Genomic DNA, 13,296 nt, shown 5'->3' with positions numbered 1-13,296 from the left:
GGGGAGAATAAAACATGGCACTGCAATCACTTGATATCAAGCGCATGTCGGCCACCACGGTGCAGGAACCGGTGGCGCGCACGCCGGTCACCGGTACCGTGGCCAAGCTGATCGACGTTTCGAAGTGCATCGGCTGCAAGGCATGCCAGACGGCCTGCATGGAATGGAACGACCTGCGCGACGACGTAGGCGAGACCACCGGCGTGTACGACAATCCGATCGACCTGTCGCCGCAGTCGTGGACCGTGATGCGCTTCTCGGAGCACGAGACCAACGACGGCAACCTGGAATGGCTGATCCGCAAGGACGGCTGCATGCACTGCGAGGATCCGGGCTGCCTGAAGGCCTGTCCCTCGCCGGGCGCCATCGTCCAGTACACCAACGGCATCGTCGATTTCCACCAGGAGAACTGCATCGGCTGCGGCTACTGCGTGGCGGGCTGTCCGTTCGACGTGCCGCGCATCTCCAAGAAGGACGACCGCGCCTACAAGTGCACCTTGTGCTCGGACCGCGTCGCCGTGGGCCAGGAACCGGCCTGCGTCAAGACCTGCCCGACCGGCGCGATCGTCTTCGGCACCAAGGAGGACATGAAGGAACACGCGGCGGAACGTATCGAAGACCTGAAGTCGCGCGGTTATGCGAACGCGGGCCTGTACGATCCGGCCGGCGTCGGCGGCACCCACGTCATGTATGTGCTGCACCACGCGGACCAGCCGGGCCTGTACCACGGGCTGAAAGCGAATCCGAGCATCAGTCCTATGGTCGGACTGTGGAAGGGCTTGACCAAACCTTTGGCGCTGGCCGGCATCGCCGTCACCGCCCTGGCCGGATGGTTCCACTATTCCCGCGTCGGCCCGAATGAGGTCAGCAAGGAAGAGGAAGCCGAGGCGCTGCATGAGGCCAACCGGATCAGGGAGGGCGAAAAATGAACCATCTTCGCGACAAGGACGGCAACCCGCTCATCGAACGCTACACGCCCAATGAGCGCAGCAACCACTGGATCACCGCCATCTGCTTCGTCCTGCTGGCGGTGTCCGGGCTGGCGATGTTCCATCCGGCGACGGCCTGGCTGGCCGTATTCCTGGGCGGCGGCCAGTGGACCCGCATCCTTCATCCTTTTATCGGGCTGGTGATGTTTGTGTCGTTCGCCTTGCTGGTGCTGCGCTTCTGGCATCACAACAAGTTCGAACCGGGCGACAAGCAGTGGCTGGAGCAGATCGGCGACGTCGTCAACAACCGCGAAGACAAGCTGCCGAAAGTGGGTCGCTACAACGCGGGGCAGAAGGTGCTGTTCTTCGTGCTGATCTTCTGCATGTGCGGCCTGCTGCTGTCCGGCGTGGTGATCTGGCGCGCCTATTTCTCGTTCTACTTCCCGATCGAGATCGTGCGCTTCGCCGCGCTGCTGCACGCGTTCTGCGCGTTCGTCATCATCTGCTCCATCGTGGTTCACATCTATGCGGGCCTGTGGGTCAAGGGCTCGATCGGCGCGATGGTGCGCGGCACGGTGACGTATGGCTGGGCGCGCAAACATCATCAGCGGTGGTTCGAGGAAGTGGCGCGTAAATCGCGTGATTGACTCAGCCATTTAGGATTAAAATAGCTCCCGAGCCGGCGGCCCTCCCGCCGCCGGTACTCTGGGAGACATTTTTGGTACAACGCCTGCTTGCCCCCGGCGAGATCGAATCGCTCGATCACAACGCCATTCCCCGCCTGCTGCTGCCGCAAGCGCGCAGTCTTTTCCCCGCGCGCGCCGCGCGCCTGCGTCAGCTTGCCAAGAACGAAATCCAGGGAATTCCCGTCGGCGAAACGCTGAGCGGCTATCTGCTGCTGATGGCGGCACTGGTCGACGCGCAGACGGCCGCCATCCGCTCGCTGCCGGAGCAGACGTTCGCGCTGCCGGACGATGCCGACATCGCGCTGTCGCTCGAACACAATATGCCGCCGCTGCCGGTCAGCGGCGCGCGTCCGCCGTCGTGGCGCTCGGTGTTCGCGGCGCTGCTCGATCATCTGGAGCCGGTGGCGGAGAACCAGCCGCAGATCGCCGCCGTGCTGGCCGAACTGCGCGGGCTCGAAAGCGCGCAGCTGGAAGGCTGCGCCGACGCCGTGCTGTCGGAACTGACCGATGGCGTCAATCCATTGCATGCACCGTTTGTGGCCGCGGCGCTGCAGGTGGTCTGGACCATGCGCGCCAGCCAGCTGGATGCGCAACGCGTGCAGCCGCTGGTGACCAATACCCTGTGCCCGGTGTGCGGCGCGCATCCGGTGGCGAGCGTGATCCGCATCGGCGGGCAGTCGCAAGGCTATCGCTATCTGCAATGCAGCTGCTGCGCCAGCGAGTGGCATATGGTGCGGGTGAAGTGCTCGTGCTGCGAGCATACGTCGAAGATCGCCTACCAGAGCCTGACGCCATCCGACGAGACGACCACCGCGCCCGAGGTGGTTAACAAGGCCAACGATCCGAGCAAGGTCGCGCGCGCCGAAACCTGCGACGACTGCCATACCTATCGCAAGATATTCAACCAGGAGCACGACTACAACGTCGAACCGCTGGCCGACGACCTGGCCAGCCTGGCGCTGGACCTGCTGGTCGGCGAAGCCGGCTATTCCCGCGCCAGCGGCAATCCCCTGTTGTGGTTCAACGCCGAATGAGCACCCAGCCAGCCGATGCGGGAGTCGCGGCTGCCGGTGCAGGCGCCATCCACCTCCCCGCCGTCCACCTGATCCTGTCCGCTCCCGCCTGCGAGCCGCTGATCGCCGAATACGGCCGCGTGCAAACGCTGGAAGCGGCCCGCGTCCTGCTGGCCGAACTACGCGGCATCATGCTGGCAAGCCGCCGCGACGGCGTGCCAGTCGCCCCGGCGATCGACACCGGCATCCCCGCCTTGCTGGCCATGCTGCACGACCGTCTGCGCGACCGCAACCGTTCACCGCTGCGGCCCGTCTTCAACCTGACCGGCACCGTCCTCCACACCAACCTTGGCCGCGCCCTGCTGCCCGACAGCGCCGTGCAAGCCGTGGCCGAAGCCCTGCGCTGGCCGATGAACCTGGAGTGGGACATCGACACCGGCAAGCGCGGCGACCGTGACAACCTGATCGAGGAACTGCTGCTGGAACTGACCGGAGCCGAAGCGGCCACCATCGTCAACAACAACGCCGCCGCCGTGCTGCTGATGCTGAACACCGTCGCGCAAGGCAAGGAGGTGATCGTCTCGCGCGGCGAGCTGGTGGAAATCGGCGGCGCCTTCCGCATTCCGGACATCATGACCCGTGCCGGCGCGGTGCTACGCGAAGTGGGCAGCACCAACCGCACCCACCTGAAGGACTACGCCGAAGCGGCTGGCCCGCAGACCGCGCTGATGATGAAGGTCCATTGCTCCAACTACGCCATCACCGGCTTCACCAAAAGCGTCGAGCTGCCGGAGCTCGGCCCGCTGTCGAAGAAGCATGGCATCCCGCTGGCCGTCGATCTGGGCAGCGGCACGCTGGTCGACCTTGAACAATACGGCCTGCCTCACGAAACCACGGTGCGCGAAACCATCGCCGGCGGCGCCGACCTGGTCACCTTCAGCGGCGACAAGCTGCTCGGCGGCCCGCAATGCGGCATCATCGTCGGCCGTGCGGACCTGATCGCGCAGATCAAGAAAAACCCGCTGAAGCGCGCACTGCGCGTCGGCAAACTGACGTTGGCCGCTCTGGAGCCCGTGCTCGCGCTATACCGCGCACCGGACCTGTTGCCGGAACGCCTGACCACCCTGAAACTGCTGACTCGTCCCGCCGCCGCCATGCGCGAGCTGGCACAAGCGTTGCAGCCGCAGCTGCAAGCGGTGCTCGGCACCGGCTACGAAGTCGCCTCCGAACCGATGATGAGCCAGATCGGCAGCGGCGCCCTGCCCGTCGACCAATTGCCCAGCCACGGACTGGTGATACGCGCCGCAGCCACTGGCCGCATCAGCAACGCACTGGGCGTTCTTGAGCAGCGCCTGCGCGCGTTGCCGCTGCCGGTGATAGGCCGCGTTGCGCAGGATGCGCTGTGGCTGGACCTGCGCTGCCTGGACGACCACCAGCGCCAGCGCTTCACCGATCAACTGGCGCTACTGGCCATATGATCGTCGGAACCGCAGGCCACATCGACCACGGCAAGACCACGCTCACGCGCGCGCTCACCGGCGTCGACACCGACAGGCTCAAGGAAGAAAAAGCGCGCGGCATCTCGATCGAACTGGGCTACGCTTACGCGCCTTTGGAAAATGGCGACATTCTCGGCGTGATCGATGTTCCCGGCCACGAAAAATTCATCCGCACGATGGCCGCCGGCGTCACCGGCATCGACGCCGCGCTGCTGGTGATCGCCGCCGACGACGGCATCATGCCGCAGACGCTGGAGCATCTGGCCATTCTGCGCCTGCTGGGCGTGCGGCGCGGCGCGGTGGCGCTGACCAAGATAGACCGCGTCGATACGCCGCGCATCGAACAGGTGGAGCAGGACATCCGCGCGCTGCTGGCGCCTACCGATTTCCACAGTGCGCAGATCTTCCGCACCAACGCCAGCGACGAAGGCGATGCCGGCGTGGAAGCGCTGCTGCGGCATCTGTCGCAGATGGCCGCCGCGCTGCCGTCCAGCGCCGAGCGGCGCCTGTTCCGGCTGGGCGTGGACCGCGTATTCACGCTATCCGGCCAGGGCACCATCGTGACCGGTACCGCGCTGGCGGGCAGCGTGCACGTCGGCGACATGCTGCAGCTGGCGCCGGGCGGTCAGCAGGTACGGGTGCGCAGCATCCACGCCCAGAACCGCAACGCCGACAGCGGCCGCGCCGGACAGCGCCTGGCGCTCAACCTGGGCGGCGCCGCAAAAGAAGAGATCGAGCGCGGCACATGGGTGGTCGCTCCCGCCCTCGTCGCGTGCTCCGAGCGTTTCGACGCCGAATTGACGCTGATGCCGGACTGCGGCCAGACGCTCAAGCCCTGGTCGCCGCTGCACGTCCATCTGGGGGCCGCGCACCATACCGCCAACGTCGTGATGCTGGACGGTGACGTGCTGACGCCGGGTCAGACCGGCCGCGTGCAACTGGTGCTCGATGCGCCGGTGCACGCCGTGCCGGGCGACCGCTTCGTCATCCGCAACGCGCAAGCGACGGCCACCATCGGCGGCGGCATGGTGATCGATCCGTTCGGCCCGGCGCGCAAGCGGCGCGGCGCGGCGCGGCTGGCATGGCTGCAGGCGCTATCCGAATACATCGCCAGCGGCGACATCGCGTCCCTGCTGGCAAGCAGTCCGCTGGGCTTGCGCATGTCGGCGCTGGTGCGCTTGTCGCAGCTGCCGGCGGAACAAATCACCTTGCCGGCGGAGACCATCGAAGTCGCGCTGCAAGGCGGCGACGCGCTGCTGATCGCCGCCGCCGAAGTGCGGGTACTGGAAACACGCATCCTCGGTGGACTGGCCGAATTCCACGCCCGCGCGCCGGACGACGCCGGCCCGGAACTGTGGCGACTGAAGCGCATCGTCGCGCCGGAGATGGAAGACCGCCTGTGGAGCCGCCTGATCGAAACGCTGATCGCCGCCGGGCAGGTGAAGCAACGCGGACGCAGCCTGCATCTGCCGTCGCACAGCGTGGAACTGAGCGAAACAGAAAAGGCGCAGGTCGCGCCATTGCTGGCCGCCCTGCTCGCGGGCGCCTTCGATCCGCCGTGGGTACGCGACCTGTCGCGCGACCATGGCATAGCGGAAGCCGAGGTGCGGCGCCTGCTGCTCAAGCTCTCCAAGACGGGAGAGATCAGCCAGCTGGTGCCGGACCTGTTTTATCATCCACAGCCGCTGGATCAGCTGGCGCGGCTGGTGGCGACGCTGCCCGAAGTACAGGCGTCATCGTTCCGCGACGCCACCGGGCTGGGTCGAAAGCGGGCTATACAGATATTGGAGTTCTTCGATCGCGTCGGCTATACTCGGCGCGTGGGTAACATCCACTTGATACGACCGAACGCCGTGTGGTCGTACAGTGGCGACTAGTTCCAGGGAAGGCATACCCATCCGGTGATGGGGCCGGGCTTCAAACCCGGTGGGGGGCGTCAGACGCTCCCCTGTAAGTTCGACTCCTACTGCCTTCCGCCATTTATCTCGATGCAGACTTCGCCGCCATCCGGGCGTCATACTCGGTTTGCAGATTCAACCAGAACTGAGCGCTGACTTTGAAATAAGCAGCCATTCGGCTTGCCAGACTCATGGTGATCGGTGCACGTCCTTCGATGACTGCGCTAATCTGCAGCAGTGGAATCCCAAGGCCGACCGCCAGTTCCGCATCGGACAACGCCAGCGGGCGCATGAATTCCTCGCGCAGCACTTCACCGGGATGAATTTCTTGAGGCTGCGAATCCATGTCAACCTCCTAGTGATGGTCGACGATTTCGACGTCGTAGGCGTCATCATCTACCCAATGAAAACAAATCCGCCATTGGTCGCTAACTCTGATACTGAACTGCCCAATCCGGTCACCCGACAACGTCTCCAGCCTGCTCCCTGGCAGGACACGCAACTCCTCCAGCCTGCTGGAGGCATGTAGCATCTGAAGTTTTCGACGAGCCACCCGCTCTATATTCTTGAAGCGCGGAACTTGGCGGCTGAAAAACAGCATTTCAGTCTCTCGGCTCGCAAACGAACGTATCATGGTAAAAGTAGCCTATCCAGCGAGGTTTTACAAACGAATTCCCTCGACAATAGAGCGGCTTCCCGACCAGCGGATTGATCTTACGTAAGCATAGCGGCCACCATATCGACGGCGCTCTCGAAGCGGGAAGGCTCTTCCGCCAGCAGCGACCACAGTCGATTGTGCTCGGCGCCCTGCACCACGTGCAGCTGGCGCGATTGCGCGCGCGTGGCGGCGGCGACCAGGCGTTCGGGAATCTCGAGCGGGATGGTGGCGTCGTTCTCGGCGGCGATAACCAGTAGCCGGCCTTCGAAGCGCGACAGGATGTCCCACGCGTCGCTGTCGGCCCAGCTGCGCTCGCGCCGTATCACCGCCGAGAATGCGGGACCGAACGGCACCTCGTACGCATCCGGCGTGTAGACGCCGGGGACGATCAGCACCAGCGCATCGATACGATGGCTTTGCGTCATGCGGATCGCGTTGTAGGCGCCCATGCTGGCGCCGAACACCGCCAGCGGTTGCGGCAGGCCGCGCGCATCGGCCACCGCCTGCGCCTGGCGCGTGCGGCTGGCCACCGACGATTGCGCCAGCGCGCCGCCGGTCTCGCCGTGGCCGATGCAGTCGAAGCAAGTGCTGCCCAGGCCTCGCTGCTGCAATGCCCCGCGCAACAGGCGATGGCCGTGGCGGCTGCTCGCGCCCGCGCCGTGCAGGTACAGGATGCGATTGCTGCCGCTGCCGACAAACTGGTCGCCCTTCAGCACATGGTCTTCAAACGCCACATCAAAATCAACGATCACTTCTTCTCCTCCGCCAGACGCTGGCACGGCATTGTACATCCGCAAAATCAAAAAACTGGCGGCCCCCAACGCATTTTCATCAAAGAGATTAAAATGCATTAACGAAACTAATATTGCTTACAATCCAATCCAACGTTCTCGCGCATTACCCGCCTTCCCGGCCTGTCCCGTTTAAAGCAAGGATGAACTATGAAATTTTCTGATATGAAGGTCGGCACGCGGCTGGCTATCGGCTTCGGCGCCACCTTGCTGCTGCTGCTGGCGATAGCGCTCACCAGCTGGCTCAGCATCAGCAGCACCGCCGCCGACACCGACAACCTGCTGACCCGGCGCCTGCAGGTCGAACGCTTGATCACCCATTGGAAATCCATCGTCGAGGCCAACCTGCAGCGCGGGCTGGCGGCGGCCAAGGCGGGCGATCCGGCCGTGCAGCGTTTTTTTGAGGACGGCATCGCCCGCAGCGCCAAACAGGCCGAGGCGGACCAGCGGCAAATCGGCGAATTGTTGACGGACCCGACGGCCAAGACGCTGTTCGCCGCCGCCTTGGAAAAGCGCCTGCAATACCAGGCGGTGCGCAAACGCGTGCTGGCGGAAAAAGCCGGCGGCGACGCCGACAAGACCCGCCAGATCATCGAACAGGAATTCATGCCCGCCAGCGAAGCCTACCTGGCCGGCATGACGGCGCTGATCGAGCGCCAGAAGGCTGTGATCGATGAGATCGGCACCGGCATCCATGTCCGCAGCACCGGTTCGGCATGGACCATCCTGGTGCTGAGCACGGCTTCTGTGCTGCTGGCGCTGGGCCTGGGCTGGCTGATCAGCCGTTCGCTGCTGAAACAGCTGGGCGGCGAGCCAGCCTATGCCGCCGGCATCACCGACCGCATCGCCGCCGGCGACCTGACCGTGCAGGTCGACCTGCTGCCTGGCGACCGCTCCAGCCTGCTGCACAGCATCGCCGCGATGCGCGAACGGCTGGCGGCCATCGTCAGCGAGGTGCGCACCGGTACCGAGGCCGTCGCCACCGCGTCGGACGAAATTGCCAGCGGCAATATGGACCTGTCCTCCCGCACCGAGCAGCAGGCCGGTTCTCTGGAGGAGACGGCGTCGTCGATGGAGGAATTGACCGCCACCGTCAAGCAGAACGCCGAGTTCGCGCGGCAGGCCAACCAGCTGGCGTCGGCCGCCTCAGGCGTGGCCGCGCGCGGCGGCGACGTGGTGGCGGAAGTGGTGACGACGATGGAATCGATCACCGCTTCGTCGAAGCAGATCGTCGACATCATCGGCGTCATCGACGGGATCGCGTTCCAGACCAATATCCTGGCGCTGAACGCGGCGGTGGAAGCAGCGCGCGCCGGCGAACAGGGACGCGGCTTTGCAGTGGTCGCCACCGAGGTGCGCAACCTGGCGCAGCGTTCGGCCAGCGCCGCCAAGGACATCAAGCACCTGATCGGCGTGTCGGTCGACACCATCGCCAACGGCGCCATGCTGGTGGACGAGGCCGGCCTGACGATGACCGACATGGTCTCCAGCGTCAAGCGCGTCAGCGACATCATGCAGCAGATCATGCACGCCGGCGCCGAGCAGGAAGCCGGCATCGAGCAGATCAACCGGGCCATCATCGAAATGGACGGCGTGACGCAGCAAAACGCGGCCCTGGTGGAACAGGCCGCGGCGGCGGCGGAATCGCTGCAGGGCCAGTCCAGCCATCTGGCCGAACTGGTCAGCGTGTTCAAGGTCGACGGTCCGGTCCACACCGCTGGCGTGCGTTCCATCACTACGGCGCGGCAGCGCCCGGCTGCGGCGCAGCGCACCACAGGGTCCGAACCGCGCCTGCGGATAGGGGCGCGCTAAGCTTTTTTCATGGATAGTGCCTGGCAACGTGGCCATCCACGGCAGAGACTGGCACAATACCGGTTCGCCACCAAAAGGAAACGTCCATGAAACATCCTGCCCTTCGCATCGCCGCCCTGGCGTGCCTGGCCATCGCGTCGCTGGCCGCCCAGGCGGCCGAGCCTGCGCTGTCCGCCGCTGAAAAACTCTACCAGGCCAACTGCGCCGTCTGCCATGGCGCCAAGATGGAAGGCGCCGTCGGCCCGACCCTCGGCGCGCACAACTGGCTGCACGGGGCGCCGACCAAGGCCAACCTGATCAAGGTCATCAGCAAGGGCGTGCCGGAAAAAGACATGCCGGCCTGGTCGCCGACCTTGAGCGCGGCGCAGATCGCGTCGCTGGCTGAACTGATCGCGACCAACGCCGGCAAGCCCGCCGCCCCCGCCCTGACGCCGGCGGCAGCCGCCGCGGCGGCCGCGGCCAAGGCGCAGCAGAACGTGCCGGACCTGAGCGGCTTCAAGCTGCCGAAGGGCTTCCACATCAGCGTCTACGCCAACCAGGTCACGACCGCGCGCAGCATGGTGGTGTCGGACAGCGGCATCGTCTATGTCGGCTCGCGCAAGGCCGGCAAGGTCTACGCGCTGGTGCCGCGCGCCGACAAGCAGACGGCGGACGTGGTCACCATCGTCGAAGGCCTGGAAAACCCGATCGGCGTGACGCTGCTGAACGGCGCGCTGTATGTGGGCGAGATCGGCCGCGTGATCCGCTTCGACAATATCGACAAGCGCTATGCGCAAAAACCGTCGTATGAAGTGGTCAAGGTCAGCCTGCCGAACGACAAGTGGCATGGCGAGAAGGTCATCAAGGCCGGGCCGGACGGCAAGCTGTACATCCCGGTCGGCGCGCCGTGCAATGTCTGCGATACCGAGGACACCAAGAGCTCGAAGATCTACCGCATGAACGCCGACGGCAGCCAGCTGGAAGAGTATGCGCGCGGCGTGCGCAACACGGTGGGCTTCGCCTTCCATCCGACCACCAAGGTCTTGTGGTTCACCGATAACGGCCGCGACGAGATGGGCGACAACACGCCGTCATGCGAGCTGAACGTGGCGCCCAAAGCCGGCATGCATTTCGGCTTCCCCTACTGCCACGGCGGCGTGGTGCCGGATCCGGATTTTGCCAAGGGCCGCACCTGCGAGGAATTTGAACCGCCGGTCGCCAAGCTGGGGCCGCACGTGGCGCCGCTTGGACTGACGTTCTACACCGGCAAACAGTTCCCTGAAGCGTATCGCAACAACGTCTACATCGCCGAGCATGGTTCGTGGAACCGCAGCACCAAGAGCGGCTACAGCGTGCGTCTGATTACGCTGTACAACAGCAAGGTCGTCACCGACACCGCCTTCATCGACGGCTTCCTGCGCGGCGAGGAAGTGGTGGGCCGCCCGGTCGACGTGGCCACGCTGGCCGACGGGTCGATGCTGGTGTCGGACGACTACGGCGGACGTGTTTATCGCGTCACTTACGACGGAAAATAATTCGTCGATACAACTGCTCAAAGCCCGTTCGCGCGCTTTGGGCAGTGGTCAATCGTCTTCGTATTGGGTGTCCATGATGTGGTTGGGCCGGACACAGCGCGGAAAGTTCAGATAAAAAAAGCCGCCGGGCTTGCGCACCGGCGGCTCTCTTGTTCAGACTAAGCTGAATTACTGTGCGGCGGCAGCAGCGGCTTCTTCAGCGGCGGCTTTCATCGACAGTTTCAGGCGGCCGCGGTCGTCGGTTTCCAGAACCTTGACGCGCACTGCCTGGCCTTCTTTCAGGTAGTCGGCAACGGCGTTGACGCGCTCGTTGGCGATCTGCGAGATGTGCAGCAGGCCATCCTTGCCCGGCATGACCTGGACGATCGCGCCGAAGTCCAGCAGCTTCAGCACCACGCCGTCGTAGGTCTTGCCTACTTCGACCGATGCGGTCAGCTCTTCGATGCGGCGCTTGGCTTCCTGGCCGGCGGCAGCGTCGACGGAAGCGATGGTGACCACGCCTTCGTCGCTGATATCGATCTGGGTGCCGGTCTCTTCGGTCAGCGCGCGAATGACTGCGCCGCCCTTGCCGATCACGTCACGGATTTTCTCAGGATTGATCTTGATGGTGATCAGGCGCGGTGCGAAGTCCGACAGTTCGGTCTTCACGTGCGGCATGGCTTTTTGCATTTCGCCCAGGATGTGCTCGCGGCCTTCCTTGGCTTGCGCCAGCGCCACTTGCATGATTTCCTTGGTGATGCCCATGATCTTGATGTCCATCTGCAGCGCGGTGATACCGTTGCGGGTACCGGCAACCTTGAAGTCCATGTCGCCCAGGTGATCTTCATCGCCCAGGATGTCCGACAGCACGGCGAACTTGCCGCCTTCCTTGATCAGGCCCATCGCGATACCGGCGACGTGCTCTTTCATTGGAACGCCGGCGTCCATCAGCGCCAGGCAGCCGCCGCAGACCGAAGCCATCGACGACGAACCGTTCGATTCGGTGATTTCCGACACCAGGCGCACGGCGTAGCTGAACTCGTCAGCCGATGGCAGCGCGGCGATCAGCGCGCGCTTGGCCAGACGGCCGTGGCCGATTTCGCGGCGCTTAGGCGTGCCGACGCGGCCGGTTTCGCCGGTGGCGAACGGTGGCATGTTGTAGTGCAGCATGAAGGAGTCGGTGAACTCGCCCATCAGCGCGTCGATCTTCTGGCTGTCGCGTGCGGTGCCCAGGGTGGCAACCACCAGCGCCTGCGTTTCGCCGCGGGTGAACAGCGCCGAACCGTGGGTGCGTGGCAGCACCGAGGTGCGGATCGAGATCGGACGCACGGTGCGGGTGTCGCGGCCGTCGATGCGTGGCTCGCCGTCCAGGATCTGGGTGCGGACGATCTTGGCTTCGATGTCGAACAGGATGTTGTTCACTTCGGCTGCGTCGACCGGCGCGGCGCCGGATGCCGCCGCTTCAGCGGACAGGTCGGCCAGCACTTCGCTGGTGGCGGCCTTCAGCTTGGCGGTACGTTCCTGCTTGTCTTTGGTCTGATACGCTTCGTTGATCTTGCTGGCGGCGAAATGCGCCACGCGGCCGATCAGCGCTTCGTTCTTCGCCGGTGGAACCCACTCGACTTCCGGCTTGCCGCCGTCGCGCACCAGGTCGTGGATCGCGTCGATGACTGCTTTCATTTCGGTATGGCCAAACACCACGGCGCCCAGCATGATTTCTTCGGACAGCTGCTGCGCTTCCGATTCCACCATCAGCACGGCGGTTTCGGTACCGGCGACAACCAGGTCCATCTGCGAGGTTTTCAGTTGTTCGACGGTAGGATTCAGGATGTACTGGCCGTTGGCGTAGCCGACGCGTGCCGCGCCGACCGGGCCGTTGAACGGCACGCCCGACACGCACAGGGCGGCCGATGCGCCGATCATGGCGGCGATGTCTGGATCGATTTCCGGGTTGACCGACAACACGTGAATGATCACTTGCACTTCATTCAGGTAGCCTTCTGGGAACAGAGGGCGGATAGGACGGTCGATCAGGCGGGATGTCAGTGTTTCTTTTTCCGAAGGACGACCTTCACGCTTGAAGAAACCGCCCGGGATTTTACCGGCAGCATAGGTTTTTTCAACGTAGTCGACGGTCAGCGGGAAGAAGTCCTGGCCTGGCTTGGCGTCTTTGCGCGCCACGACAGTTGCCAGCACCACGGTATCTTCAATCGATACCATGACTGCACCGGAGGCCTGGCGAGCGATTTCGCCGGTTTCCAGCGTCACGGTGTGTTGACCGTACTGGAAGGTTTTCGTAACTTTATTAAACATGGGTAATCCCTTTCTATTTGCCGACAGATTTTCAGGGGCTGTCGTTCACCTCACCACAGGCAGCCGTGCGGCCACCTTTACTACGCTTGCTTCTTACTGCTGAAAAACCAGGAATTCCATGCTGCAACTAACACCGGCAAAATGACAAAATGCCCGCGTCAGCAAACTGGCGCAGGCATTTCGATTAAGCTGGATGACGCAAAA

General features: G+C 64.3%; 11 protein-coding genes and 1 tRNA gene. 8 read left to right on the top strand and 4 right to left on the bottom strand.

The features are described 5' to 3' along the window. Positions 1-14 precede the first annotated feature (14 nt). The 6 genes from fdxH to ACCD07_RS02825 all read left to right on the top strand — a co-directional run bounded on the left by fdxH (position 15) and on the right by ACCD07_RS02825 (position 6,106). Positions 15-929, top strand: coding sequence for a formate dehydrogenase subunit beta (gene fdxH / locus ACCD07_RS02850; protein ID WP_176651840.1), 915 nt, complete (start codon positions 15-17; stop codon positions 927-929). Beyond that, positions 926-1,576, top strand: a complete 651-nt coding sequence (locus tag ACCD07_RS02845) for a formate dehydrogenase subunit gamma (RefSeq protein WP_176651841.1) — start codon at positions 926-928, stop codon at positions 1,574-1,576. The genes fdxH and ACCD07_RS02845 overlap by 4 nt, the downstream gene beginning before the upstream one ends. 71 nt (positions 1,577-1,647) lie before the next feature. Next, on the top strand, positions 1,648-2,649 hold the full coding sequence (gene fdhE, locus ACCD07_RS02840) for a formate dehydrogenase accessory protein FdhE (protein ID WP_413446448.1): 1,002 nt from the start codon (positions 1,648-1,650) through the stop codon (positions 2,647-2,649). Next, complete coding sequence (gene selA / locus ACCD07_RS02835) at positions 2,646-4,106, top strand: L-seryl-tRNA(Sec) selenium transferase (RefSeq protein ID WP_353402894.1); 1,461 nt, start codon at positions 2,646-2,648, stop codon at positions 4,104-4,106. Before fdhE ends, selA begins: the two co-directional genes overlap by 4 nt. After that, entirely contained in the window at positions 4,103-6,004 is a 1,902-nt protein-coding gene (gene selB / locus ACCD07_RS02830; protein WP_413446447.1) for a selenocysteine-specific translation elongation factor, read from the top strand. The genes selA and selB overlap by 4 nt, the downstream gene beginning before the upstream one ends. A gap of 6 nt (positions 6,005-6,010) precedes the next feature. Further along, positions 6,011-6,106, top strand: a tRNA-Sec gene (locus tag ACCD07_RS02825). 1 nt (position 6,107) lies between these two features. Here the strand turns inward: ACCD07_RS02825 and ACCD07_RS02820 are convergent. From ACCD07_RS02820 to ACCD07_RS02810, 3 genes are all read right to left on the bottom strand, one after another. Then, entirely contained in the window at positions 6,108-6,371 is a 264-nt protein-coding gene (locus ACCD07_RS02820) for a HigA family addiction module antitoxin (protein ID WP_413446446.1), read from the bottom strand. Positions 6,372-6,380: 9 nt separating this feature from the next. Continuing rightward, the gene (locus ACCD07_RS02815) at positions 6,381-6,626 is read right to left on the bottom strand and encodes a type II toxin-antitoxin system RelE/ParE family toxin (RefSeq protein ID WP_413446445.1); all 246 of its coding nucleotides are present in this window, start codon (positions 6,624-6,626) and stop codon (positions 6,381-6,383) included. Positions 6,627-6,739: 113 nt separating this feature from the next. Continuing rightward, positions 6,740-7,435 carry an alpha/beta fold hydrolase gene (locus ACCD07_RS02810; protein ID WP_353402891.1) on the bottom strand — a complete coding sequence of 232 codons (696 nt, stop codon included), beginning with the start codon at positions 7,433-7,435 and terminating at the stop codon, positions 6,740-6,742. Positions 7,436-7,624: 189 nt separating this feature from the next. On the opposite strand from ACCD07_RS02810, the gene ACCD07_RS02805 reads away from it, so the two are divergent. Together ACCD07_RS02805 and ACCD07_RS02800 are read left to right on the top strand one after the other, a co-directional pair. Beyond that, entirely contained in the window at positions 7,625-9,286 is a 1,662-nt protein-coding gene (locus tag ACCD07_RS02805) for a methyl-accepting chemotaxis protein (protein WP_176651848.1), read from the top strand. Between the two features lie 86 nt (positions 9,287-9,372). Next, positions 9,373-10,800 carry a PQQ-dependent sugar dehydrogenase gene (locus tag ACCD07_RS02800; RefSeq protein ID WP_413446444.1) on the top strand — a complete coding sequence of 476 codons (1,428 nt, stop codon included), beginning with the start codon at positions 9,373-9,375 and terminating at the stop codon, positions 10,798-10,800. Between the two features lie 168 nt (positions 10,801-10,968). On the opposite strand, the gene pnp is transcribed toward ACCD07_RS02800, so the two are convergent. Next, a complete protein-coding gene (gene pnp, locus ACCD07_RS02795; protein ID WP_176651850.1) occupies positions 10,969-13,092 on the bottom strand; it encodes a polyribonucleotide nucleotidyltransferase in 2,124 nt (707 codons plus the stop codon). Positions 13,093-13,296 lie beyond the last annotated feature (204 nt).

This window comes from Duganella sp. Dugasp56, from assembly GCF_047304105.1.
GTDB classification, from domain to species: domain Bacteria; phylum Pseudomonadota; class Gammaproteobacteria; order Burkholderiales; family Burkholderiaceae_D; genus Rugamonas; species Rugamonas hordei.
The sequence above is the reverse complement of the archived record's forward strand: the minus strand, read 5'-3'. Positions and strand labels throughout refer to the sequence as shown.